General features: G+C 36.2%; 23 protein-coding genes and 2 tRNA genes. 9 read left to right on the top strand and 16 right to left on the bottom strand.

From position 1 onward, the window contains the following. The first annotated feature begins 25 nt into the window (after positions 1-25). Positions 26-101 (top strand) — tRNA-His (locus NOV28_RS07435). A 136-nt stretch (positions 102-237) separates the two neighbouring features. On the opposite strand, the gene NOV28_RS07430 is transcribed toward NOV28_RS07435, so the two are convergent. Beyond that, positions 238-573 carry a DUF3276 family protein gene (locus NOV28_RS07430; protein WP_255929265.1) on the bottom strand — a complete coding sequence of 112 codons (336 nt, stop codon included), beginning with the start codon at positions 571-573 and terminating at the stop codon, positions 238-240. Positions 574-707: 134 nt separating this feature from the next. Then, positions 708-2,351 carry an ABC transporter ATP-binding protein gene (locus tag NOV28_RS07425; protein WP_255929263.1) on the bottom strand — a complete coding sequence of 548 codons (1,644 nt, stop codon included), beginning with the start codon at positions 2,349-2,351 and terminating at the stop codon, positions 708-710. 158 nt (positions 2,352-2,509) lie between these two features. Between NOV28_RS07425 and nusB the strand changes: the two genes are divergently transcribed. Genes nusB through yajC form a run of 3 tightly spaced genes read left to right on the top strand, consistent with a single transcriptional unit; the run spans position 2,510 to position 4,251 of the window. Beyond that, positions 2,510-3,415 (top strand): transcription antitermination factor NusB, encoded by a 906-nt coding sequence (nusB, locus tag NOV28_RS07420; protein ID WP_255929261.1) that lies wholly within the window; start codon positions 2,510-2,512, stop codon positions 3,413-3,415. A 10-nt stretch (positions 3,416-3,425) separates the two neighbouring features. Continuing rightward, the gene (locus NOV28_RS07415) at positions 3,426-3,899 is read left to right on the top strand and encodes a DUF1573 domain-containing protein (protein WP_255929259.1); all 474 of its coding nucleotides are present in this window, start codon (positions 3,426-3,428) and stop codon (positions 3,897-3,899) included. A gap of 19 nt (positions 3,900-3,918) precedes the next feature. Beyond that, a complete protein-coding gene (gene yajC / locus NOV28_RS07410; protein WP_123249527.1) occupies positions 3,919-4,251 on the top strand; it encodes a preprotein translocase subunit YajC in 333 nt (110 codons plus the stop codon). A gap of 55 nt (positions 4,252-4,306) precedes the next feature. Here yajC and NOV28_RS07405 read toward each other — a convergent pair whose 3' ends face one another. From NOV28_RS07405 to NOV28_RS07390, 4 genes are all read right to left on the bottom strand, one after another. Further along, complete coding sequence (locus tag NOV28_RS07405; RefSeq protein WP_255929255.1) at positions 4,307-5,995, bottom strand: putative transporter; 1,689 nt, start codon at positions 5,993-5,995, stop codon at positions 4,307-4,309. Positions 5,996-6,074: 79 nt separating this feature from the next. Further along, positions 6,075-7,355 (bottom strand): DUF2851 family protein, encoded by a 1,281-nt coding sequence (locus tag NOV28_RS07400; protein ID WP_255929245.1) that lies wholly within the window; start codon positions 7,353-7,355, stop codon positions 6,075-6,077. A 25-nt stretch (positions 7,356-7,380) separates the two neighbouring features. Next, the gene (bshA, locus tag NOV28_RS07395) at positions 7,381-8,538 is read right to left on the bottom strand and encodes an N-acetyl-alpha-D-glucosaminyl L-malate synthase BshA (RefSeq protein WP_255929243.1); all 1,158 of its coding nucleotides are present in this window, start codon (positions 8,536-8,538) and stop codon (positions 7,381-7,383) included. 6 nt (positions 8,539-8,544) lie between these two features. After that, positions 8,545-10,272, bottom strand: a complete 1,728-nt coding sequence (locus NOV28_RS07390; protein ID WP_255929241.1) for a glycoside hydrolase family 3 protein — start codon at positions 10,270-10,272, stop codon at positions 8,545-8,547. 105 nt (positions 10,273-10,377) lie between these two features. Here NOV28_RS07390 and NOV28_RS07385 point away from each other — a divergent pair, with 105 nt between their 5' ends. Together NOV28_RS07385 and deoD are read left to right on the top strand one after the other, a co-directional pair. Continuing rightward, the gene (locus NOV28_RS07385; protein ID WP_255929239.1) at positions 10,378-10,881 is read left to right on the top strand and encodes a hypothetical protein; all 504 of its coding nucleotides are present in this window, start codon (positions 10,378-10,380) and stop codon (positions 10,879-10,881) included. Positions 10,882-11,023: 142 nt separating this feature from the next. Continuing rightward, positions 11,024-11,731: a purine-nucleoside phosphorylase gene (gene deoD, locus NOV28_RS07380; protein ID WP_255929237.1), complete on the top strand. Its 708-nt coding sequence runs from the start codon at positions 11,024-11,026 to the stop codon at positions 11,729-11,731. A gap of 39 nt (positions 11,732-11,770) precedes the next feature. Here the strand turns inward: deoD and ribA are convergent, their stop codons facing one another. The 9 genes from ribA to NOV28_RS07335 form a co-directional block, all read right to left on the bottom strand. Beyond that, positions 11,771-12,385: a GTP cyclohydrolase II gene (ribA, locus tag NOV28_RS07375; RefSeq protein ID WP_255929235.1), complete on the bottom strand. Its 615-nt coding sequence runs from the start codon at positions 12,383-12,385 to the stop codon at positions 11,771-11,773. Between the two features lie 7 nt (positions 12,386-12,392). Then, a complete protein-coding gene (locus NOV28_RS07370; protein WP_255929233.1) occupies positions 12,393-12,863 on the bottom strand; it encodes a hypothetical protein in 471 nt (156 codons plus the stop codon). Further along, positions 12,844-13,470, bottom strand: a complete 627-nt coding sequence (locus NOV28_RS07365) for a DUF4254 domain-containing protein (protein WP_255930379.1) — start codon at positions 13,468-13,470, stop codon at positions 12,844-12,846. The genes NOV28_RS07370 and NOV28_RS07365 overlap by 20 nt, the downstream gene beginning before the upstream one ends. A gap of 12 nt (positions 13,471-13,482) precedes the next feature. Then, a complete protein-coding gene (locus tag NOV28_RS07360) occupies positions 13,483-13,686 on the bottom strand; it encodes a Sec-independent protein translocase subunit TatA/TatB (protein ID WP_255929231.1) in 204 nt (67 codons plus the stop codon). Positions 13,687-13,720: 34 nt separating this feature from the next. Further along, on the bottom strand, positions 13,721-15,304 hold the full coding sequence (locus NOV28_RS07355) for a murein hydrolase activator EnvC family protein (protein WP_255929229.1): 1,584 nt from the start codon (positions 15,302-15,304) through the stop codon (positions 13,721-13,723). After that, entirely contained in the window at positions 15,301-16,095 is a 795-nt protein-coding gene (gene lolB1, locus NOV28_RS07350) for a lipoprotein insertase outer membrane protein LolB1 (protein WP_255929227.1), read from the bottom strand. The genes NOV28_RS07355 and lolB1 overlap by 4 nt, the downstream gene beginning before the upstream one ends. Before the next feature lie 91 nt (positions 16,096-16,186). Further along, complete coding sequence (locus NOV28_RS07345; RefSeq protein ID WP_255929225.1) at positions 16,187-17,215, bottom strand: sugar phosphate nucleotidyltransferase; 1,029 nt, start codon at positions 17,213-17,215, stop codon at positions 16,187-16,189. 40 nt (positions 17,216-17,255) lie between these two features. Further along, a complete protein-coding gene (gene dut / locus NOV28_RS07340; protein ID WP_255929223.1) occupies positions 17,256-17,687 on the bottom strand; it encodes a dUTP diphosphatase in 432 nt (143 codons plus the stop codon). A gap of 6 nt (positions 17,688-17,693) precedes the next feature. Continuing rightward, positions 17,694-19,112 carry an oligosaccharide flippase family protein gene (locus NOV28_RS07335; protein WP_255929221.1) on the bottom strand — a complete coding sequence of 473 codons (1,419 nt, stop codon included), beginning with the start codon at positions 19,110-19,112 and terminating at the stop codon, positions 17,694-17,696. A 125-nt stretch (positions 19,113-19,237) separates the two neighbouring features. On the opposite strand from NOV28_RS07335, the gene NOV28_RS07330 reads away from it, so the two are divergent. Together NOV28_RS07330 and NOV28_RS07325 are read left to right on the top strand one after the other, a co-directional pair. Further along, entirely contained in the window at positions 19,238-20,575 is a 1,338-nt protein-coding gene (locus NOV28_RS07330; RefSeq protein ID WP_255929219.1) for a dihydroorotase, read from the top strand. A 101-nt stretch (positions 20,576-20,676) separates the two neighbouring features. After that, positions 20,677-21,558, top strand: coding sequence for an SDR family oxidoreductase (locus NOV28_RS07325; RefSeq protein WP_255929217.1), 882 nt, complete (start codon positions 20,677-20,679; stop codon positions 21,556-21,558). A gap of 539 nt (positions 21,559-22,097) precedes the next feature. On the opposite strand, the gene NOV28_RS07320 is transcribed toward NOV28_RS07325, so the two are convergent. Continuing rightward, positions 22,098-22,168: transfer RNA gene (locus tag NOV28_RS07320), tRNA-Gln, on the bottom strand. A gap of 149 nt (positions 22,169-22,317) precedes the next feature. Between NOV28_RS07320 and recA the strand changes: the two genes are divergently transcribed. Further along, a complete protein-coding gene (gene recA / locus NOV28_RS07315) occupies positions 22,318-23,319 on the top strand; it encodes a recombinase RecA (protein WP_255929215.1) in 1,002 nt (333 codons plus the stop codon). Positions 23,320-23,328 lie beyond the last annotated feature (9 nt).

Here is a 23,328-nt window from a genome sequence, read left to right as displayed (position 1 = left end):
AAGCTTTATATTTGCAACCTCAAACGGTGATTGTAGCTCAGTTGGTTAGAGCGCCGGATTGTGGTTCCGGAGGTCGGGGGTTCGAGACCCCTCATTCACCCACTTTAAAACGCATTGATTATCAATGCGTTTTTCTTTTTTTACGAAATAGGAAACTCTATCTCCTCTATTTTTATGAGATTTTTGATGACTTAAATAAAAAAAAAGCACCCGACATTGGGTGCTTTTGTGATTTATTTAAACTTCGTCGTCCGATTCTATTGTAAAAGATTTGCTTTTGAAATCTTTATCGTGTCTTTCAGAGATCACGTCTTCGCCTTTTTGACTGATGATAAAGTCTGTAGATTCTTTAAACATTTCTTCAAAACTCTTGAAATCTTCTTTATAAAGATAAATTTTATGCTTTTCGAAAGTCGCTTCACCGTTTTCGCCAAAGTTTTTTTTGCTCTCGGTGATCGTAAGATAGTAATCTCCTGCTTTGGTCTCGCGCACATCAAAGAAATATGTTCTTCTTCCTGCTTTTAACACCTTTGTGAAAATTTCGTTTTCATGGCGTTCCTTGTAATCACTCATTTGTATATATTTTTTGAAATCTTAGTGTAACAAATATAAAAGATTTCTTTTAAATGCAAAATAAATTTTTATCTTTTTCTTATGAAAATTGTATTATCAATAACGATTTTACAATTTTAAGCCGAGATTTCATTTTATATATCGGTGAGATTCAGGATTTTATCAGCGCGTTTTGCGCTGCTTTCGCGATGGGTAATGATGATCGAGCTGCTTTTCTGGATTTCATTTTCGATATTTTGAAGGATATTTTCCTCGGTTTCGGTATCTAAAGCTGAAAGTGAGTCATCAAAAATAAGAATCTTCGGCTCCTTAATCAAAGCTCTGGCAATGCAAATTCTTTGTTTTTGCCCGCCGGAAAGCATCACCCCTCGTTCGCCAACCAAGGTTTTGTATTGGTCTTTAAATTCGACAATATTTTTATGAACATCTGCTTTTTTTGCAAATTCTTCAACCAATTTTAAGGAAGGTTTGTCGATCGCGAAACCGATGTTATTCTCGATCGTATCCGAGAAAAGGAAACTTTCCTGAGGAATATAGCCAATGTGTTTTCTGTAATTTTCTAAGTTGTGATCTTTCAGATTTTTCCCATCAATAAGGATTTCGCCTTCTGTAGGATCAATCAATCGGCAGAGCAAAAGAGCGATGGTGGATTTTCCGCTTCCGGTTTTTCCCATGATTGCGAGCGATTTTCCTGTTTCAATTTTGAAACTTAAATTATCAAGAGCTTTAATTCCGGTATTTGGATAAACATAAGAAACGTTGCGGAACTCGATTTCACCGTAAATAGGATAGTTTTCGTGATTGGTATTGATGATATCGGTTTTCATGTCCAAAAACTCATTAATTCTCGCCATCGAAGCTTCCGCACGTTGATTCACCGAAGTTACCCAACCGACCATTGAAAATGGCCAAATTAAAATATTAATGTAAAGAAAGAAATCCGCGATTTTCCCTACTGAAAGTTCGTTGTTCATGTATTTTTGTCCACCAATAAAGAGGATTACAACATTAAGCAGACCAATTACAAAAAGGATGATGGTGAAGAAATAGGCTTCAGTTTTCGCTAAATCCAAGGCTTTGTCTTGATAATCTTTTACTTTAATGCCATAATTTTTCTCAATATATTTTTCTTTAGCAAAAAACTTTACCACCCGAATTCCCGAAAAACTGTCTTGTACGAAAGTTGAAATCGCGGATTGGCTTTTTTGCATAATTTTCGATTTCTGATTGATAATTGAGCTTACCTTATAAATTACAAATGAAAGTATAGGAAGCGGAAGCAGCGACCACAAAGTCATCGAAACATCCGTTTTCAGCATATAAATACTAGTGATGATGAGTAGAATCAGGAGATTCACCACATACATAACGCCGGGTCCCAGATACATTCTCACCGCTACTACATCTTCGCTCAAGCGGTTCATCAAGTCGCCGATGGTGGTTTTTTTGAAGTCGGTAAGCGATAATTCTTGGTAATGATTGTAAATTTTATTTTTCAGTTCATACTCGATTCTTCGGGAAGCTACAATGATGGTTTGGCGCATCATAAACGTAAAAAAACCCGTCAGTAATGAGGAAACAACGATAATCGCTACATAAAATAAAACCTGTTTATTAAAGCCTAAATTGGTGGTTTTTGATATTTCATCAACCGATTTTCCTACAAACTGAACTTTGTAAATGCTAAAAAAATTACTGGCTATGATGAAAAGAAAACCCCAAAACAAGAGTGTTTTGTGTTTCCAGAAATAGGGGTTCAAGGTTTTTAGTGCATTCATATTGGGCTTTCTACATTACTTTTTCGGAACAAGCGAGTTCGGATACAAAAGTAATAAATTGCGAACGGATTCTTTGTATTTAATTCATCAGAATATAAGTTGTAAGGGAAGAGTTTGCAAAAAAATACTATCTTTGCACCCATATAAAGCTCTTTGAAATGTTAGGAAGAAGACAAATTCGTGAAAAAGTTGTAGAATCAGTATATTCTTATTATCAAAATCCTATAAAATTTGATGTTTTAGAGAAAAATATGTTTTCCGAAATCGAGAAGATATATCATCTTTACATTTATCAACTCAATTTTTTGGTTGCACTGAAACATTTGGCAGAAAAACAAATTGAAATTGGGAAAAATAAGTATATCAAAACGGAAGACAACATCAACCCCAACCAAAAATTTATTAATAATCAGGTTCTGAATAAAATTGAGGAAAACACTGAAAGACTTTCTTTCACCTCGAAACATCAGGAATTGAAATGGGAGCTTCATGATGACTTGCTGGTAAAAACTTTCCAAAGGATGACTGCCGGAAAAAGATATCAGGATTTCATGAAAGAAGAAGGATATTCCTTCGAAGAAGACCAAAAATTCATTGGGAAATTATTCCTCCGTTATATCGCTGAAAATGAAGATTTTCATGAGCATTTGGAAGAAAAAGAAATGAGCTGGGCAGATGATTTCCATATTTCTAATTCGATGATTCAGAAAACCATTGGTTTTTTCAAAGAAAATGAGCCAAGTCATACTTTAATTAAAATGATTAAAGATGAAGCTGATAGCGAATTTGCTCAGAAATTACTCAAGCAAACCCTAAATCATTGGGAAGAATCCGAAAAGAAACTCAAGGATAAACTTGAAAACTGGGATCTTGAAAGGGTTTCTTTAATGGACAAAATCATTTTGATTATTGCCATCAGCGAACTCGATTATTTTCCACTTACTCCGGCTCGAGTAGTTATCAATGAATATATCGAAATATCCAAAGTATTTTCTACGGATCGTTCCAACATATTTATCAATGGGATTTTAGATAAATACACCAAAGAATTGAACAGAAATTAATAAAATATTTATGAAAAATTTAGTAAAAATATTACCGCTTGTAGCTGTATTAGGAATTACTTCTTGCAAGAAAGATCAAAAAGCAGATCAATTAATCGTTGAAGATCAAACTGCCGCCGCAGCTGCAGCTCCAACTCAGGAAGATTTGGTGAAAGAAGCTCAGGCAAAACCTTTAACTACAGTTGCTCTTTCTGAATCTGATTTCGAATTCGGAAAAATTAAAAAAGGAGAACATGTAGAACATGTTTATGAAGTGACCAACACTGGTACCAATCCTTTAATTATTTCTCAGGTAAAACCAGGTTGCGGTTGCACGGTTCCAGATTACACCAAAGATCCAATTTTACCAGGACAAAAAGGTCAAATCACTTTGAAATTCGATTCTTCTAATTTCGATGGATTAGTAAACAAGCAAGCTGAAGTATATGCCAATGTAGAAAAAGCTCCAATTGTGTTGACTTTCTCGGCAGATATTCAGCGATAATTTTTTAAGCAAAACAAATATGATTACAATATTTTTACAGGCAGCTGCTTCTCCGGAAGGTTCAATGATGCCTACAATGATCATGATGGGACTGATGTTCGTCGGATTTTATTTTCTGATGATTCGTCCACAAATGAAAAAAGCAAAACAAGAAAAGAGTTTTCAAGAAACTTTAAAAGTAGGAAGCAGAGTAGTAACCACCTCAGGAATGCACGGCAGAATCGCACAAATTCAAGAAGATGGTGTGGTAATCGAAACGCTTTCAGGAAAGTTGAAGTTCGAAAAAGCTGCAATTTCAAGAGAATTTACACAACAACGTTTCCCGGATTCAGCGCCGGACGACAAAAAATAATTCTTTGAATTTAAAATAGAAAAGCAACCAGAAATGGTTGCTTTTTTTGTTTAAATTAACTGAAAATTAGAATCAAAAGACTGGCCACAAAAATTCTGAAAATCGTCACCAATGGATAAACCTGTGCATAACTTTGAATAGGAATGTCAGAATCTAAATAGTTGGTACTGAACGATAGTGCAGCCGGATCGGTATAACTTCCGCTCATGATTCCTGCAAGTTGCAAATAATTGATTTTCATAAAGAAACGTCCGATAATCACCATGAAAATAAGCGGAATAAAAGTAATTGCAGAACCAAAAAACATCCAGTTCCAGCCGTTGTACTGAATAAAATTTTCGTAAAAACCGTCGCCGGCGTGGATTCCGACTGCGGCAAAAAACAAACAAATTCCAAAGTCTTTCATGAAATAAATCGCTCCATTATTGATATACGAATGAATGAAAGAAATTCCGCCGTATCTCGATATCAAAAGTGCTACGATAAGCGGACCTGCTGCAAATCCTAGTTTGATAGGAACGGGTAAACTAGGAACCACAATAGGAATGGAACCCAAAATAATTCCCAAAAGCAATCCTCCGAAAAGTGATAGAAAATCGGGTTCAAGGAGTTTTTTCTCGGAATTTCCGATGATTTTTTCAACTTCTTCGATCGCTTCCAAAGAACCAATTACCCTTAATTTATCGCCATAAAAAAGCTCCAACGAAGGACGCGGCAATATTTCCCTACCTGCCCGAAAAACGCGGGTAACTTTCAAATCATAAGTGTTGTATAAATCGAGTTGCGAAAGTTTTTTATGAATGGCAGAAGGTTTGGTAACGAAAATGTTTTTCTGATGAATATGCGAATCGGTTTCGATAAATAGATCGGTTGAAGGACGTCCGATTTTAGCAATAAATTCATCCAAATCGCTTTCTAAACCTACAATCATCAATACATCTCTGTCCTGAACATGAGTGTCTAAAGTTGGCGATTGTACCGCTTCGCTGCCGCTGTGTTTCAAGCGGGAAACTACGATGTCGCGACCGAATTCTTTAATGATTTGATGCAAAGTTTTTCCGAAATATTCAGGATTCGTCACCCGCATTTTTTTATGAATTAAAGGCAACTCTCGATTAATTTTTGATTTCCTGAATTTTTTCATTTCATCTTCAGGATCTATTTTCAACAATAATTTAGAAAGAATAATCGCGCTGATAATCCCGAAAACGCCCAATGGATAAGTAATCGCGTAGCCAATTGCCGGATCGTTGAAATCCCGGTCGGGAAAGGTGTTTTTAATCTCTTCAATCGTATTTTTAGCAGCTCCTAAACCCGGGGTGTTGGTCACGGAACCACTCATGATTCCTACTAAATCTTCAATTTTTAATCCGGTAAATTTGAAAAGAATAATCGTAATAATTCCACCGAAAAGAACGGTAGAAACCGCAAGAAGATTGAATTTTAAACCTTCATTTCTAAACGAGGAAAAGAACGAAGGACCAACTTGTAAACCAATGCCATAAACGAAAATAATCAAACCAAAATCTCGGATGAAATCTAAAATTCCGGGTTGTATTCGGTAGCCAAAATGCCCCATCAACAAACCGGTAAACATCACGGCTGAAACACCGAAAGTTATTTTGCCCAACTTTATTCGCCCAAAGAAAATCCCGGCTCCAATGGCAAGCATAATCGCAACGATAGATTGGGTGACATTCGGATTTTCAATGGGTAGGAGAAGCGTTTTTAACCAGTCGAACATATCATTTATTTTATACAAAATTATTACTAAATTTCTCGATAAACAGAGGTGTTGAAGTGAAGTTTATCACATTTTAAATTTATTTAATATCATCGGATTCCGCTTTCAGAAGTTGAAATCCGATTCCGCAATTTAAGCAGTTTTTCCTTTCACAAAAATTCTTGTGATGATACAGCATTGCTTGGCTTTCGAGTGCGTTTTCGATCTTGATGTTAAAAGATTTCCAACCATCGACAATGGAGTTTTTTTCTGCTGGAATCGTTCGGTAAAACTCAAGAATTTCATCGGCTATACCTTCGTCGAAATGCTTGTGATAGGTGTATTTTAAAGGTAAAACGGCATTGAGCAAAATAATATTTTTGAAATCTTCTGTCAAAAATTTCTCACCGGAAACGGAAGATGTTTTCCCAAAATTGAAACGAGTGTTCCAATATTCGCTGGCTTTTACGGGCTTAAAAACCGCATTGATTTCTTTGCTATTTTTTGCAGAAATCAGTTTTGAGAAAAGATTTTGATTCAGATGATACAATGAAGCGAGTTGCGAAAGACGAATTGTAGGAAAATTCGGAGGCCGAAGTCGTGAAAATTTAGGAAAACTGCGAAGATCGGAAAGTGTAAATTTTGACTTCAGAAAATCGAATTCGCGTTTCCATAATTTTGTTTGTTCATCTTCCGGATTTTCCAGCCAGCCGCACATTCCGAAAAAAAGAGCTTCCAACTGAAGCGGATTTTGACGGATCTTGTTGATGATAGAAAAGTCGATATTTTCCGCCAATTGACGAAAAATTGGAGCGTTTACTTTCAATCCAAAAGCGTAAGACAAATTTTGAAAAAGAACAGCTTCGTAATTGTTTTTGTTAATTTGCAGCGAATCTTCTATTTCAACAGATTTTTCATTAAGCTTTTTCAGAAGCGTTTCTTCTGCAAAATAAAACGGAATTTTTTCAGGTGAAATGAGCGCTTCACACGGAATAAATTGGTTTTCTTTCAGCAAAGCTTCATATTTCCACAGCAAATTTTCATCAATGTAGTCCTTTAAAACCAGAGTGGGAATATTTTTTTTATTAAGTTCTTCAACTTCCACATCATGCATGAAAACGACATGTAGAATAAGATTTTCAAACTCGGGATTTCCAGAGTGTTGGTGGAAAATGTAGTCGGAAGATTTTACATGAAGTTCAATATTTCCTGCTAAAACTAAATCTTTGGTTTTAATTTTCCCACACAAAAAGTCCGGCCCAGAATTGAAATTCCAAGTTCCGAAATCGAGAATTTCCAAAGGGTTTCCTTCCACATCTTTGAAATCAAAATTCTTGAAAATCTTGAAATTCCAAAGATATTGAAGGAGCTTTTCGTTCATGATTTATGGAAATTTTGACAGGAACTTATTCTAGAACATCAACTTTCTGTTTGTTTTTAAACTCAAGAAGTGTTTCTTGATACATATGTTCGTAGATAGGCAAAATATTTTTTAAATCGAATTTAATGGCTTGTTGCTTGGCATTAATTTTCATCTGAGCGAGCAGTTTTTCATCACCCAACAACTTTATCGTGTAATTACTCATGGCTTCTACATTCCCGATTTCAGCCAAGTAACCGGTTTCTCCCTGAATGTTAACTTCCGGGATTCCACCTGCGTTTGAACTGATTACCGGAGTGTTTGCTGCCATCGCTTCCAACGCTGCCAAACCGAAACTTTCTTGCTCGGAAGGAAGCAAAAAGACATCTGAAAGTTGAAGAATTTTGTACAAATCGTTCACCTTTCCTAAAAGCCTGATTTCACCAATCAAATCAGGATTTTCTTCCAAAAACTGATTGATTTTTTCCATATCTGGACCTTCGCCGATAATCACCAGTTTGGATTTTATTTTTTTATTGACATTTTTAAAAATCTGCAAAACATCTTCAACTCGTTTTACCGGACGAAGATTGGAAACATGAATTAGAATTTTTTCATCAGCATTTGCAAATTGTTTTCTTTCGCAATTCATGCACTCATCAAACTCCGAATTATCAATAAAATTGGTGATGACTTGTATTTCCTTTTTTATATTGAAAAATTGCAGTGTGTCTTTTTTTAAACTTTCAGAAACAGAAGTAATCGTATCTGATTGATTGATAGAGAATTCTACCGCATGTTTGTAACTTGGATGTTGACCAACTAGTGTAATGTCGGTTCCGTGAAGCGTGGTGACCAATGGAATATCTTTGCCTTCTTCTTTCAACATTTGTTTTGCTGTAAAAGCCGCATAAGCGTAAGGAATCGCGTAATGAGCATGCAAAATATCGAGTTTGTATAAATTGACAACCCTATAAATCATGGATGAAAGTGCAATATCATACGGCTGATACTGGAAAAGCGGATAGGTTTGCACATTTACTTTATGGAAAAAAATATTTGGATTGGTAATATCGAGCCGGGCCGGAAGTGCAGAACTAATAAAATGCACTTCGTAACCTTTGTTGGCGAGCGACATTCCTAATTCTGTGGCAACAATTCCACTACCACCGTAGGTTGGATAGCACAGGATTCCTATTTTCATTGGTTTTTATTTAATTTTTTTATGAGATTGAGTTTCTGCTGAAAAATTCAGGTCGATTCCTGCTCCAGCTTTAAGTTGATTGTTCACCAAAACGGGCAATCTGCCCAAAATTGGCGTCTTTCCACTGAGGGAATTTGCAGTTGCTTTCATCGAATCATCGTTGTTTTCATAAGCGACCAAAACGGTAGAAATGTTTGCAATATCAAGATCTTTTAAAGCATAAGCCGAACCAAAAATATTGAGAATGATTTTTTGATTTTTACTTAATTCTGCCAAAATTTTCTTGCTATTTTCTGAGATTTTATAAGGTTTATACGCGGTTGAATTGTCTTTATGTAAACCTACAATTATCTTGGAATTTGCAGGGATTGTAGCAATTTCAGTAGCTTTTTTTACAATAACGGTTGTATTTAAATTCAATTGATTGGCGAAAGTTTCATACGGAGCTTCTTCCAATGGAACATAATAATAAGTCTCTTTGCAATTTAACGGAAGCAGTTTTTGCTCATCTTTAATTAGTGTTAAAGCGTTGCTGTAAAGCTTTTGAACGAGTTTTTGATGAGATTCGTTATTGAGATCGTCGTTGATATTTTCCGGATTTCGAGGTTGATATTCATACAATCCCAAGAAATATTTGGTCAAAAGAATTTTTTTCACGCTTTCTTCCACGCGGTTTTGCGAGATTTCTTTATTATCAATTGCCAACTGAATCAATCGTTTTCCTTCTTTCACGCCATCAGAAAAAAGCATGATGTCATTTCCTGCTTTGAAGGCGAGTGCGTCCAATTCTCCCGGTTTATAGCGTTTTGCAACAGCGCCCATGTTCAGTGCATCGGTGATGATTAAACCTTTATAGCCCAATTTTTCTTTTAAAAGTCCGGTTATGATATTTTTGGAAACCGAAGCAGGAATCCCTTTGCCTTTTTCTAACGCAGGAACGTATAAATGAGCAACCATCACGCCACCAATTCCTTTATCCATCAATGCTTTGAACGGAGCAAGTTCCACGGAATTGAGTCGATTGAGATCGTGGGAAACCACCGGCAAATCGAGATGAGAATCGGTATTGGTATCGCCGTGTCCGGGAAAATGTTTGATCGCCGCTAAAATTTTATTGTCTTGCAACCCATTGGAATAGGCTAAAGCAGAATTAACCACATTTTGTACTTCTGAGCCGAAGCTTCTGTTCCCAATAATGGGATTTTCCGGATTCGTATTCACATCAACAACCGGTGCGAAATCCCAATTGATGCCCATTCTTTTGCAGTCTTCCGCGACTTTTGCAGACATTTCTTTAATTAAATTTTTATCTTGAATGGCTCCTAAAGTCATCGCCCATGGAAATTTATGTGCCGTAGCAATTCTTTGGAAAAGGCCCCATTCCGCATCCATTCCGATCATTAAAGGAACTTTTGCGGTTTTCTGAAATTCATTGACGAGATTAATTTCTCTCGCGGCATCGTCTTGCATCAAAATCAAACCTCCGATTTTCTCGTTGGTTACGATATTTCTTACATTATTGATGTAATCTTCGCCTTTGTTGGTATAAAGCGCGACGATGAACAATTGTCCCAGTTTTTCGTCTTGTGACAGGGAATTATAAGTGTTGTTTACCCATTCGTTGGCTTTTTTCAAGTCTTCAGTGCTGAGATTTTTCGGTTGGTACTGAGCTGAGATTTTTAAAGAAAAAACCAAAATTATGATGCAGGTGATTTTACTTTTTATATTTTTCATTATCTAAACTATGATGTAGAACAAAAATACAATTTTTAAAACTTACGTTTTTAAATTTATTGGCATACATATTGAGATATTTAAAATAATTTAAAATTAAATAAAATGAAAAAGTATTTTACAATATTGCTTTTGGCAATTTTCGGATTTGTAGTAGTAAGCTGTGATGATAACAGAAATGACAATGTAGTTGGTGATGGCGACACCTATTCAGTGATGAAAGATGTTACCGGAACTTTGAGCAGTGGAAATAACTATACACTTTCTCAAGGAATTAATATTGCAAGCAGCGATGTGGTGCTTGTTTATCGTAATGTCAACTCAAATACTTCTGAATCTGCAGTTTGGCAACTTCTTCCAAAAACCGAGTATTTATCCGGAGGTAGAGAATTGGATTACAATTTCCTTTTTGACGCTGCGAATGTAGAAATCTATACCGAAGCTAACTTTGATCAAGCCACTTTTACCAGTGCAGAAGCGAATACGTATTTGAATAATCAAAGATTCCGAATTGTTTTGGTTCCAGCTTCGACAGGCAAAAACGCAAATGTTAACTATAATGATTACCAAAGTGTAATTAAATATTACAATATTCCGGATCGAGATTAAGAAATATCTTTAGCAAACGAATAAGCCACCTTTTGGTGGTTTTTTTATGATTTATCTTCTAAACTTGTAAATATATGGTTCGAAAATTTCGGGTTTGTAGAGAATTTCTTACTTTTAAAATTCAATTCAAAAAACAAAAATTATGAGTGTTCATATTGCAGCGAAAAAAGGAGAAATTGCTAAAACGGTACTGCAACCTGGTGATCCTTTGCGAGCAAAATATATTGCCGATAACTTTCTGAATGACGTAAAGTTGGTGAGCCAGACGAGAAATATTTTCTATTATACAGGTCTTTATAAAGGCAAAGAAATTTCGGTAGGTGCGAGTGGAATGGGAATTCCGAGTATTGGGATTTATTCTTTTGAATTGTACACCGAATACGAAGTGGATACCATCATCAGAATAGGGACTTGTGGCGCTTACACAACCGATTTGAAACTTTTCGATCTGCTGAATGTTGAAAATTCTGCGAGTGAATCTACTTATGCGAAATTCGCGTGGGGAATTGAAGAAGAGTTGCTAAAAAGCCAAGGGAATGTTTTCGAAACTATTAATCAAACTGCCAAAAATCTATCATTGAATCTTCAACCAACCAATATTCATACAAGTGATATTTTTTATAGAAAAGACGAAAAAATTCCTGCGATTGCAACCAAATACAATTGTTCGGCAGTGGAAATGGAGGCTTTTGCATTGTTTGCCAATGCACAGCATTTTGGGAAAAACGCGGCAACAATTCTTACCGTATCAGATATAATCCCAACGAGAGAGCAAATCTCGGCTGATCAAAGAGAAAAAGCATTGAAACCGATGATCGAATTGGCTTTAGAAACTGCTTTTCAGTTATAATAATTGAATTTTTAATAAACAAAAACCTCTTTGAAAAAATCAAAGCGGTTTTTTATTTTGGGATGTTTCGTCAGTTAATAGATGACCGAAATAATCTTTCTTTACTTTCAGATAGCTTTCGCTTTCTTTCGTAGCGGTCATTTGCAAAGGGATGCGTTTATTTAAAATGATATTGCTGTTTTCTACAATTTTCATTTTTTCAGGGTTGTTGGTGAGCAGATTTACTTCTTTCACGTCCAACATTTTTAGGATTTCAATTGCTGCAGCAAAATCTCGATCATCAGCGGGAAGTCCTAGTTTCAAATTGGCTTCTACAGTGTCGAAACCTTTTTCTTGCAAAGCGTAAGCTTTTAGTTTATTGATGATTCCGATATTTCTTCCTTCTTGTCTTAGGTAAATGATGATTCCGCCATTTTCGTGCATGAATTTCATTGCAGCATCCAGTTGCTGTCCGCATTCGCATTTTTTTGAATGAAAAACTTCACCGGTAATACATTCTGAATGGAAACGAACGTTGATGGGTTTTGTGAAATCAGTGTTTTCGGCGATAATCGCCATGTGTGGCATCCAGTCGCTTTCTTCTTCAGAAAATGCAATCATCCGAAAATTCCCGTATTCTGTGGGAACATTGGCCTCTGCTTGAATTTTTAACATGGAAATATTAGTTTTTTATAATAATAGTAGTAGAATCCTGAGGAATGTTACCGTGGATAAAGGTCATATTGGTTTTTATTCTCACCAAATATCTGTTCAAAACCTCGTCTTCATCTTTATTTAAGTATTTTCTTAATTTCTGAAGTTTCTTATATGACTTTTCGAACTTTCTGTGAGATGCGGATAGGTTCGTCAAATTATAGGATTGCATTGCAAAAATATATTCTTTAAGATTGAATTTAAGCAAAGAAACTTCGGAATTCACAGCGTCGTTTCTAAATTTAGGGAAAGAACTTATTAAATTGGTGATTTCAGAAGAATATACAATGAGCTGTTTTTTTTGATCAAAAGAGTAAGATGGACTCTGTTCGTTTATAGCCGAAACGTTATCACCTATCGGTGAAAGATTTATTTTCTCTACTGAACAGGAACTAATTAGGAATAATAATAAAATGAAACTAAAGTTTAGTTTGGTCATTTCTCACATTTTGATATAAAATCGGATTAAGGCTTTCATCATTATACATTTTCATTTGTTTGTAAACTTTCATCTTCATTTTACCGTTTTCTATATCATAAAGCAATTGGTCTATCGCTTCAAAAAGATCTTCTTTCTGCTCTAGTAGCACATTGAGCTTTGCAGTACATGCTGTTCTATGCTCTTCACTAGCTGATTCTCTATGAGCTTCTAAAAACATGTGATATACTTTAAGAGACAAAATTGAAAGGCGATCTATTGCCCAAGCTGGTGTTTCGCTATTAATCCTTGCATCCGAAGCGGGAACAATATTTTGATATTTTTGTAAAAACCAACTGTCGATAAACTCCACTAAATCAGTTCTTTGCTGGTTAGAAGAATCTATTCTGCGTTTTAGTTTCAATGCCTCGGTGGGATCTATATTTTCATCTCGAATTATATCCTCTAAATGCCATTGAACGGTATCAATCCAATTCTTAGCATACAAAAGTCGTTCCAAACTGTCCTTTTGGAAGGGGTTATTTATCGGTGTATCTACATGATCAGCGATATGATAATCGTTGATAGATTGGTTGAAAATCTCCCAAGCATTTTTCGAAAAACTCATCATTCCAAAGATTTATTGCGCAGAATTGGAATTGTTTTTTGTGTCTTCGGATGGTTTTTTGTCCTCTTCCTTTACCGCATCTTTAAATTCTTTAATTCCGGAACCTAAACCTCTCATCATTTCTGGGATTTTTTTTCCTCCAAAAAGAATTAATAAGATTACGGCAACGATTAACAAATGTTGCCAGGAAAGAGCCATTATCGTAAGTGTGTTCATGTTCTAAATTTTGTGCAAAGTTAATTTATATTTTTCAATTTACCCAACCCATAGGATCTACCGGATTGGTGCCGTTCCAAATCTGGAAATCGAGGGTGTAAGTGCCATCGAAATCTGCTCCAACGGTTCCGATAGAAGTTCCCGCAGACACTTGTTGATTAGCCGATACCATCGTGTTGGCTAAGTTGGCATAGATTGTAAAATAGTCACCGTGTTTCACAAAAACCATTTTGGATCCATCTCCTGATGCAACCACTCTCGAAACTGTTCCTGGAGCTACGCATTTCGCAACGGTTCCTTTTGCAACGGCAATTTTTATCCCGTTATTTTCTTCGATAATATTTTTGAAAACAGGGTGTGGTTGTCTCCCGAATCGGTGGGTGATGGTTCCGTAAGCAGGCATTCCCATTTTTCCGCGGTTGGCGGCGAAGTTGTTTCCAACGGTGCTCGTCACACCATAATTGGTCATTGCTTTGGTTTCGGCTGCCTTTTTATCTGCTTCGTTTTTTTTGGTAAGTGATGCTTCTGCGGCTTTTGCATTGGCAGCTTTATCTGCTGCTACTTTTGCATTTGCAGCTGCAATTTCAGCTTCCTTGGCCGCAGCTAGTCTTCGGCTTTCAGCTTTTTCGGCTTCCGCAGCTCTTTTCGCATCTTCGTTTTTCTTAGCGTCTGCAGCAGCGGCAATTTTAGATTTTTCAGCTTCTTCTGCAGCTTTTCTATCTGCGATATCCTTCAGCCTTTTGGCTTCTTCATCAGCACGCTTCTTTTCTAATGCTAATGCTTCTAACCTTGCTTTATTTTCTGCTTCAATTCTTGCTTTTTCTCTTTCAGCAGCAATTTTTGCCAGCCGAATTTTTTCGGCTTCCGCTTTTTTACGTTCTTCTTCTTTTGCTTTAGCAATTCTTATTTCTTCAGCAATAATGGAACGAATTTGTCCTTCTAGTTTCTTAGATTCTGTTTGTTTTTGCTTGAGTTCAACGGTGAGTTGAGCTTCGTTTTTCTTAAACTCTTGAAGAAGGAATTCTTTCTGTTTTTTTTCAGCTTCTATGGTGAGCAAGTCTTTTTGCTGATTGGTAAGGATGGTTTGTTTGTCCTTTACTGATTTTTGTTTTAGACTGATATTTTGGAGCAGTTTTTTTGCTGCATCAGAAATTTCTGCCGCTTTTTTGTCTTGGTAATCAGAATAATCTTTTAAATATTGTACTCTTCGCAAAGCTTCTCCCAAATTTTTGGAAGATAAAATAAAGGTTACTTTATTTTGTACGCCTTTGTTTTTATAAGCTTTTACTAAAACCTCTGCGTAGTTTTTTCTTAAAACGGCTAATTCGCGGTTTTGTCTGTTGATTTCTAATTGACGAAGATAGATGTCATCTTCAATGAGGCGTTTTTCTTTTTGAGTATTGGTATAAACTTTTTCGCGCAGTTGGATTTTCTTTTGTACTTCGGTGAGGTAAGCTACTGAAAGTTTTGATTGCTGCTGGGTTTTAGCCAAATTTGCGTTGATCGAGGCAATCTGTTTTTTAAGTTCAGCATTTTGCTTTTGAAGTTGTTCCTTTTTCTGGGAAAATACCATCCCGAACAAAAAAAGTCCTATTAAAAAGCTTAGTTTCTTAATCATTTGATCTCTGTTTTCGTATAATTATTGGGAACGGAATACGGAGTATCCATTTTCGAACTTTCAAATTTCGTGTTTTCAAGTAGAATTTGACTTGTTTTTGAACCTTTTATAATTATTTTAACATTTTTTGGGAATCTTGTTCCTTCAACATCAACCCAATCAGAATAGGTAAGTTCCAAGTTGTCGGAAGTTTTTATATTCTTTAAATTGACTTTGGATAAATCGAAATCATTGGTGTAATCCATCGAAACGGCATATTCTGAAACCTTTCCTTCATTGGTGAACTTTAGGTTTTTAGATGAACTTAAGTTGTAGCCCTGCATATTTTTCGTCAAAACAAAATCTTTTTCATTGACCGGAATAAAAGTTTTTCCTGTCAATAAATTTTGCAATGAATGATAATCAATGAAATTAACGTTGAGTAAATTATTTAGGTAAGAAAAATCCGATTCAATATAGGTTTTGTTCCATTTTTCATAGCCTTTTATTCCTTCAGGAGTGGCGATTCCACGTCCAACATTCAAGAAAACTGCAATCATATTCATCCAAACTTTTTGCCCATTTTCGATATAAATAGTTGCATCCAAAGTGGGGATGAAACTTCCTGTTTCCACATTTACTTTGGAATTGATTTTTACTTGTTCAAACTTTGGTTTTTCAGTTATTTTATTGAAAAACGCAGCATTGGAAGAGATTGGAGTTGTTGTGCTTGTCGGTTGGTTAAGAACAGTTTTGGTTTTACAAGAAACCATAAATATTGCACTTAGTAAGACTATTATGTATTTTTTCATTTTAAAATTTTACTTGAAACTTTGCAATATTAACGCCAAACCACACAAATTGTTTTGTGTGGTTTGTTCGGTAATTGTATTATTGCTGTTTTTAATAGCTTTCGTTTTTCGATAAGAAATCGAGAACAGAGTAATCTCCCAAAGAAATTTCGCGCGCAACTCCGAAGTATTGTGCAGAATTTCCGATCATGGAATTGCTCAAATTTCCGTGGTCAATTAAGGTGTTTTCCTGAATTAATGAATTGTCGATATTCGAATTGATAATTTTTGTATTATTTCCCAAAGACACGCAAGGTCCAATTTTGGAATTATAAATTTCAACATTTTCACCAATAAAACATGGTGGAATAATCATGCAATTTTCAATTTTTGCAGAAGCAGGATAATTGGAAACATTGTCTTTTTCGTAGTTGAGAACTTTTCCGTTGGTTTCTACGGTGGCATTTTTGTTTCCGCAATCCATCCAATCATCTACTTTTCCAAGCGAGAATTTTGCTCCTTTCTGACGAAGATTTTCTAAAGCGGTAGTCAATTGATATTCACCACCAACTTTGATGTCATTTTCCATGATATAATTGATTTCCGACATCAATTTTTCGGCAGAATTGAAGTAATAAATCCCAATAATCGCCAAGTCGGAAACAAAAGTTTTTGGTTTTTCAACAAAATCAGTGATGAAACCATAATCATCCAATTTAACCACACCAAATGCGGACGGATCTTCTACTTTTTTCACCCAAATTACGCCATCAGAATTTTTATCTAAAATAAAATCAGCTTTAAATAAAGTATCGGCAAATGCGACTACAACATCTCCTTGCATGGAAGCTTCTGCACATTTGATCGCGTGAGCAGTCCCTAGAGGTTCGTCTTGAACATACACACTTCCTTTTGCACCGAGCTTTTCAGCAATTTGAATCAAAGATTCTTCTACTTCCGGCCCGAAATCACCAATAATGAAAGCGATTTCATCAATTTTTTCACCGGCTACTTTCGCAATATCTTCTACCAATCGTTGTACAATGGGTTTTCCAGCGATAGGAATTAGCGGTTTTGGAACGGTGAGCGTGTGAGGTCTTAATCTGGAGCCTCTTCCGGCCATAGGAACTATAATTTTCATACGAATGTTTTTTACTACTTATATTAATATTGTGTGGTTTTTATTTTGAGGTGCTTCCGAATCCACCAGCACCGCGATCTGTTTCGGTAAGTTGTTGAGCTTCATCCCAAATGGCAGTTTCGTGTTTTGCAATCACCATTTGAGCGATTCTGTCGCCATCATTGATCACAAACTCGTCGGTTGACAAATTTACTAAAATAACTCCTATTTCACCTCGGTAATCAGCGTCAATTGTTCCGGGAGAATTCAATACGGTAATTCCGTTTTTTAAGGCGAGGCCGCTTCTTGGGCGTACCTGTGCTTCAAAACCTTCTGGAAGTTCCAAGAATAATCCAGTTGGAATCAGTTTTCTTTCAAGGCTTTTTAAAACAATGGATTCTTCAATATTGGCATACAAATCCATTCCGGCAGAAAGTGCGGTTTGGTATTTCGGCAAAGGATGTCGAGATTGGTTGATGATCTTTATTTTCATTAAATTTTATCTTTTGATTTTGTTTAAAACAAATTTTCTTTCGCTGTAAAGAATTATTCCCGTAAAGATGAGAAATAATAAATTCCCGATCCAAAAATTTGCATTAAATAATTCATAAGAAATATAACTGAAAACCGTCAAAAGTACCAAACAAAGCGAAATATTCTTGATTCGATAAGGTATCGGATAATATTTTTGACCAAGAAAATAAGACAAAACCATCATCGTAAAATAAGCAGCTAAAGTAGTCCATGCCGAAACCATAAAACCGAATTTTTTCAATAAAACCAAGTTTAAAACAATGGTAATCAGCGCTCCTGTCCATGAAATTACGGTGCCGATTTTCGTTCGGTCCGTCACTTTATACCAAGTGGAAAGGTTGTAATAAATCCCGAAACACAAATTTGCAATCACGATAATTGGGATAATATCAATCGCGGTCCAGTACGATTTATTGGGGATGAAAAGCGTTTTGAGCCACGAAATATTGGCAATAATTCCCATCGCAACAATCGAAGCGAAAAAAGTAAAATATTCGGTTACTTTGGCGTAAGTGATTTTGGCGTTCTCATTTTGCATTTGTTTAAAGAAAAATGGCTCAATCCCCATTCGGTAAGCGGTGACGAAAAGTGTCATCAAAACAGCAAGTTTGTAGCAACCGCCATAAGCTCCGGCGTCGCCTTCGTCTATGAAATAATATTGAATCGCTTTGTCGAAATTTTCATTCACCATAAATGCAAATCCGGCAACCATAATCGGCCACGAATAAGAAATCATCCTCACAAAAAGGTCTTTTACAAACTGAAATTTAACCTTAAAAATGATCGGTAAAAGCATTAAAACGCCCAAAAAACTGCCCATCAAATTACTCCAAAACGGGTAAGAAACTTTCTCGTTCATTCCCAATTTCTTGGAGAATTCTGCCGGAATCCATAAAAAAAGCAACACCACAATAACGGTTTGTGCCAAAGATTGCAGCACGCGGATGAGTGAATATTTGATAGGTTTATTGTGGTAACGAAGCCACGCAAATGGAATTACGCAAATCGTATCGAAAAATGCAATCCACGCAAACCATCGGATGAATTCGGGGTTTTTGTTGTAACCCATCGCATCAGCAAGTGGTTGATTGAAAAGCAAACAGAGCGCCAAAAACAACGTGGAAGTTCCTGCCAGAAACCAAAACGATGTGTTGAAAGTTTTATCTTTATTTTCTTCTTCCGCCGAAAAACGGAAAAATGCGGTTTCAAATCCGAAAGTTAAAATGATATTCACAAACGAAATGAGTGCATACAAATTGGTAAACTGTGCAAATTCATCCTTGTTGATGTGATGAATGTACAGCGGATTCAGAATGAAAATAATAATTCTGGGTAAAATGGCGCCAATTCCGTAGATAATGGTTTCGTTCAGAAGTTTTTTCAAAACAAAGTTTATTTTCTGCAAATGTAATTAATTAGATTTGAGATTGAAAAATTTGGTTTTAAGTATTAATTTTGTGAAAATTCAATTCTGCACTTCAAATTTTCCCTTTTATAAATTTCAATGCCATGAAAATCCTTATTAAAAATGCCAAAATCGTCAATGAAAATCAAATTTTTGAAAGCGATTTGCTGATCGAAAACGATATCTTTTCCAAAATCGAGAAAAATATTTCCGATGAAGGTGTTGAAAAAATAATTGATGCTTCCGGAAAGTATATTTTACCCGGAATCATCGATGATCAGGTGCATTTTCGTGAACCGGGTTTGACGCATAAAGGCGATATTGAAAGTGAATCCAGAGCTGCAGTTGCAGGTGGTGTGACGAGTTTTATCGAGCAGCCGAATACCGTTCCGAATGCCGTTACCCAAGAACTTCTGGAGGATAAATACAAAATCGCTTCCGAGAAATCTTTCGCAAATTATTCATTTATGATGGGCGGAACGAATGATAATTTGGAAGAAGTTTTAAAAACAAATCCTCGAAATGTGGCCGGAATTAAGCTTTTTCTTGGTTCTTCAACTGGAAATATGCTCGTTGATAATCCTGAAACTTTAGAAAATATTTTTAGCAAAACCAAAATGCTCATCGCCGTTCATTGCGAAGATGAAGCGACAATAAAAGCCAACACAGAAAAATATAAAGCCGAATTTGGCGACGATATTCCGATGAAGTTTCACCATTTAATTCGAAGTGAAGAAGCTTGCTATATTTCATCTTCAAAAGCGGTGGAACTTGCGGAAAAAACTGGAGCGCGACTGCATGTTTTTCATCTTTCAACGGCGAAAGAAACTTCGCTTTTCCGAAACGATATTCCTTTAAAAGATAAAAAAATCACAGCGGAAGTTTGCGTTCATCACCTCACTTTCACGGATTCGGATTATGAAACGAAAGGAACTTTAATTAAATGGAATCCGGCGGTGAAAACGCAAAAAGATAAAGATGGACTTTGGGAAGCGCTTTTGGATGATCGAATTGATGTGATTGCCACCGATCACGCGCCACACACTTTGGAAGAAAAACAAAATGTGTATACCAAAGCGCCTTCTGGTGGACCTTTGGTGCAACATTCTTTGCAAGTAATGCTCGAGAATTTTAAAAATAATAGAATTTCTCTGGAAAAAATCGTGGAGAAAATGTGTCATAATCCCGCAATTCTATTTCAAATCGAGAAACGTGGGTTTATTAAAGAAGGTTTTAAGGCAGATTTAGTTTTGGTTGATTTGAATGAAACTTACACGGTCTCCAAAGAAAATTTGCTTTACAAATGTGGTTGGAGTCCGCTGGAAGGAACAACTTTCCACTCCAAAATTACCCACACTTTTGTCAATGGAAATCTGGCTTTCGAGAACGGAAAAGTTGTTGAAAAGAAACATGGAGAAAGATTGCTTTTTGATAGAAAATAGAAACTATTTTGGTGGAAATTCCACAATATCCTGTATTTTCCGCATAGCAATTCCTATTTTCCGCTCATAAATTTGTTTAAATTTACCAAAAAACCAACAATATGAATCTTTATACCCAACCAATGCTCAAAGAAGGAGCTTTAAAAGATAAAGTAGCAATAGTAACCGGCGGCGGAAGCGGTCTTGGCAAGGCGATGACTAAATATTTCCTCCAACTCGGAGCCAAGGTGGTCATCACTTCTCGAAATATTGAAAAACTACAAACTACCGCGAAAGAATTGGAAGATGAAACAGGCGGAAAAGTTCTTTGCGTAGCTTGTGATGTCCGAAATTGGGACGAAGTGGAAGCGATGAAAGAAGCCGCGATCAAAGAATTTGGGCAAATTGATATTTTGCTGAACAATGCTGCGGGAAATTTCATTTCTCCAACCGAAAGATTGACGCACTCGGCATTTGATTCTATTTTGGATATTGTTTTAAAAGGAACAAAAAATTGCACCTTATCCATCGGTAAATATTGGATTGATCAAAAAATCCCAGGAACGGTTTTAAATATTGTCACGACTTATGCGTGGACGGGTTCTGCTTATGTAGTTCCTTCCGCTTGCGCAAAAGCCGGAGTTTTGGCAATGACCAGAAGTTTAGCCGTAGAATGGGCAAAATATGGAATTCGTTTTAATGCCATCGCGCCGGGACCTTTCCCTACAAAAGGTGCGTGGGATCGTTTGTTGCCTGGAAACTTGCAGGAAAAATTCGATATGAGGAAAAAAGTTCCATTAAGAAGAGTGGGTGAACATCAGGAATTGGCCAATCTTGCCGCTTACTTAGTTTCCGATTATTCCGCATACATGAACGGAGAAGTAGTCACCATCGATGGTGGCGAATGGCTTCAAGGAGCGGGAGAATTCAATATGCTCGAAGAAATTCCTCAAGAAATGTGGGACATGCTCGAAGCGATGATTAAAGCAAAGAAATCGAGTTGAGAATTGGATTGAAGTAAGATTTTGTTAGCAAAAATTTCTAATTAATTGCTGAAACTTAAATATTTGAACCGCTGTAAATCTAGATTTATAGCGGTTTTTTTTGTTTTTGTATTTGGGCTTTATGAAGGAAAATTTACCCAAATCCGAGGTTATTTCGCTATTATTTTAGGAAAATAGTATATTTATACTTTTAAAATTATAATAAATTAAACACTCACACTGAAATTAAAACAATAAATGAAATTCTTAATTATTTTATTTTCGTTTGTATTGTTTTTAAAAGATAAACAATCAAAAGTATTTATTTGTAAAGGGAAAAGTAGCGAGAGGTACCATCTTAAAAAATCGTGTAGAGGTTTAAGTAATTGCTCAACAGATATCTACTCAGTCAGCATTGTTGAAGCAAGAGAAATAGGGAGAACATTATGTAAATGGGAAGATTAATAAAGTGATTTTTAAGTCTTTTTGTTTTAAAAAGACTAACTGTGTCCTAAAATAAAAAAAACGCCCTGAAAATCAGAGCGTTAATTAAAAAAATGTAGACCCACAGGGATTCGAACCCCGACAGGCGGTACCAAAAACCGAAGTGCTACCGTTACACCATGGGTCTGTCCTTATTTTGGTGGTGCAAATCTAAAAAATATTTTCTTATCGAGCAAAACTTTTTTAAAAATAATTTTAAATATTTTCAATTTTTCATTTTCCCTTTGGCTTTTATAATATTTTAATTCCGTATTTTTGGACAAATAATTTTTACACATGAGCAGTATTGACGATAAGAAAAAAGCACTCGCATTGGTGCTGGAAAAACTAGATAAAACCTACGGAAAAGGAACCGTAATGACTTTGGGAGATGCTTCTGTGGATACTTCCATTGAAGTGATTCCTTCCGGTTCTTTGGGTCTCGACCTTGCTTTGGGCGTGGGTGGTTATCCAAGAGGAAGAGTAATCGAAATCTACGGACCGGAATCTTCTGGTAAAACAACTTTAACCCTGCACGCTATTGCAGAAGCTCAAAAAACGGGCGGTATTGCAGCATTCATCGATGCGGAACACGCTTTCGACAGACATTATGCTTCGAAATTGGGAATCAATTTGGATGATTTAATCATTTCCCAACCGGATAACGGGGAACAGGCTTTGGAAATCGCGGATAATTTAATCCGTTCCGGAGCTGTCGATATCGTAGTAATCGACTCTGTGGCTGCATTGACTCCAAAAGCTGAAATCGAAGGCGAAATGGGAGATTCCAAAATGGGATTGCACGCAAGATTGATGTCTCAAGCTTTAAGAAAATTAACCGCGACTATTTCTAAAACTAAATGTACCGTGATTTTCATTAACCAATTAAGAGAAAAAATCGGGGTAATGTTCGGAAATCCGGAAACTACAACCGGTGGAAATGCGCTTAAATTCTACGCTTCTGTGAGAATCGATATCAGAAAAGCCAGTGCGCCGATCAAAACCGGTGACGAAGCTGTTGGTAGCCGCGTGAAAGTGAAAATCGTGAAAAATAAAGTGGCTCCTCCATTTAAAATGGCGGAATTCGATATCATGTATGGTGAAGGTGTTTCGAAAGTAGGAGAGATTTTGGATATGGCGGTAGAAACCGGAGTGGTGAAGAAAAGCGGCTCTTGGTTCAGCTATGAAGATACCAAACTCGGACAAGGTCGCGATGCAGTTCGCGATATGTTGAAAGACAATCCGGAACTTGCCGATGAACTGGAAGCGAAAATTAAAGAAGCTTTGCTTAATAAATAATCGACCCAA

Source organism: Kaistella montana, assembly GCF_024436175.1.
Lineage (GTDB): Bacteria > Bacteroidota > Bacteroidia > Flavobacteriales > Weeksellaceae > Kaistella > Kaistella montana.
Note: the sequence above shows the minus strand (reverse complement) of the source record. Positions and strands in the feature narration are given on the sequence as shown.

Excerpts from the sequence above, each read along its gene's own strand:
- NOV28_RS07430 (WP_255929265.1), bottom strand. The coding sequence starts at position 573 with ATGAGTGATTACAAGGAACGCCATGAAAACGAAATTTTCACAAAGGTG.
- NOV28_RS07425 (WP_255929263.1), bottom strand. The coding sequence starts at position 2,351 with ATGAATGCACTAAAAACCTTGAACCCCTATTTCTGGAAACACAAAACA.
- nusB (WP_255929261.1), top strand. The coding sequence starts at position 2,510 with ATGTTAGGAAGAAGACAAATTCGTGAAAAAGTTGTAGAATCAGTATAT.
- NOV28_RS07415 (WP_255929259.1), top strand. The coding sequence starts at position 3,426 with ATGAAAAATTTAGTAAAAATATTACCGCTTGTAGCTGTATTAGGAATT.
- yajC (WP_123249527.1), top strand. The coding sequence starts at position 3,919 with ATGATTACAATATTTTTACAGGCAGCTGCTTCTCCGGAAGGTTCAATG.
- NOV28_RS07405 (WP_255929255.1), bottom strand. The coding sequence starts at position 5,995 with ATGTTCGACTGGTTAAAAACGCTTCTCCTACCCATTGAAAATCCGAAT.
- NOV28_RS07400 (WP_255929245.1), bottom strand. The coding sequence starts at position 7,355 with ATGAACGAAAAGCTCCTTCAATATCTTTGGAATTTCAAGATTTTCAAG.
- bshA (WP_255929243.1), bottom strand. The coding sequence starts at position 8,538 with ATGAAAATAGGAATCCTGTGCTATCCAACCTACGGTGGTAGTGGAATT.
- NOV28_RS07390 (WP_255929241.1), bottom strand. The coding sequence starts at position 10,272 with ATGAAAAATATAAAAAGTAAAATCACCTGCATCATAATTTTGGTTTTT.
- NOV28_RS07385 (WP_255929239.1), top strand. The coding sequence starts at position 10,378 with ATGAAAAAGTATTTTACAATATTGCTTTTGGCAATTTTCGGATTTGTA.
- deoD (WP_255929237.1), top strand. The coding sequence starts at position 11,024 with ATGAGTGTTCATATTGCAGCGAAAAAAGGAGAAATTGCTAAAACGGTA.
- ribA (WP_255929235.1), bottom strand. The coding sequence starts at position 12,385 with ATGTTAAAAATTCAAGCAGAGGCCAATGTTCCCACAGAATACGGGAAT.
- NOV28_RS07370 (WP_255929233.1), bottom strand. The coding sequence starts at position 12,863 with ATGACCAAACTAAACTTTAGTTTCATTTTATTATTATTCCTAATTAGT.
- NOV28_RS07365 (WP_255930379.1), bottom strand. The coding sequence starts at position 13,470 with ATGAGTTTTTCGAAAAATGCTTGGGAGATTTTCAACCAATCTATCAAC.
- NOV28_RS07360 (WP_255929231.1), bottom strand. The coding sequence starts at position 13,686 with ATGAACACACTTACGATAATGGCTCTTTCCTGGCAACATTTGTTAATC.
- NOV28_RS07355 (WP_255929229.1), bottom strand. The coding sequence starts at position 15,304 with ATGATTAAGAAACTAAGCTTTTTAATAGGACTTTTTTTGTTCGGGATG.
- lolB1 (WP_255929227.1), bottom strand. The coding sequence starts at position 16,095 with ATGAAAAAATACATAATAGTCTTACTAAGTGCAATATTTATGGTTTCT.
- NOV28_RS07345 (WP_255929225.1), bottom strand. The coding sequence starts at position 17,215 with ATGAAAATTATAGTTCCTATGGCCGGAAGAGGCTCCAGATTAAGACCT.
- dut (WP_255929223.1), bottom strand. The coding sequence starts at position 17,687 with ATGAAAATAAAGATCATCAACCAATCTCGACATCCTTTGCCGAAATAC.
- NOV28_RS07330 (WP_255929219.1), top strand. The coding sequence starts at position 19,238 with ATGAAAATCCTTATTAAAAATGCCAAAATCGTCAATGAAAATCAAATT.
- NOV28_RS07325 (WP_255929217.1), top strand. The coding sequence starts at position 20,677 with ATGAATCTTTATACCCAACCAATGCTCAAAGAAGGAGCTTTAAAAGAT.
- recA (WP_255929215.1), top strand. The coding sequence starts at position 22,318 with ATGAGCAGTATTGACGATAAGAAAAAAGCACTCGCATTGGTGCTGGAA.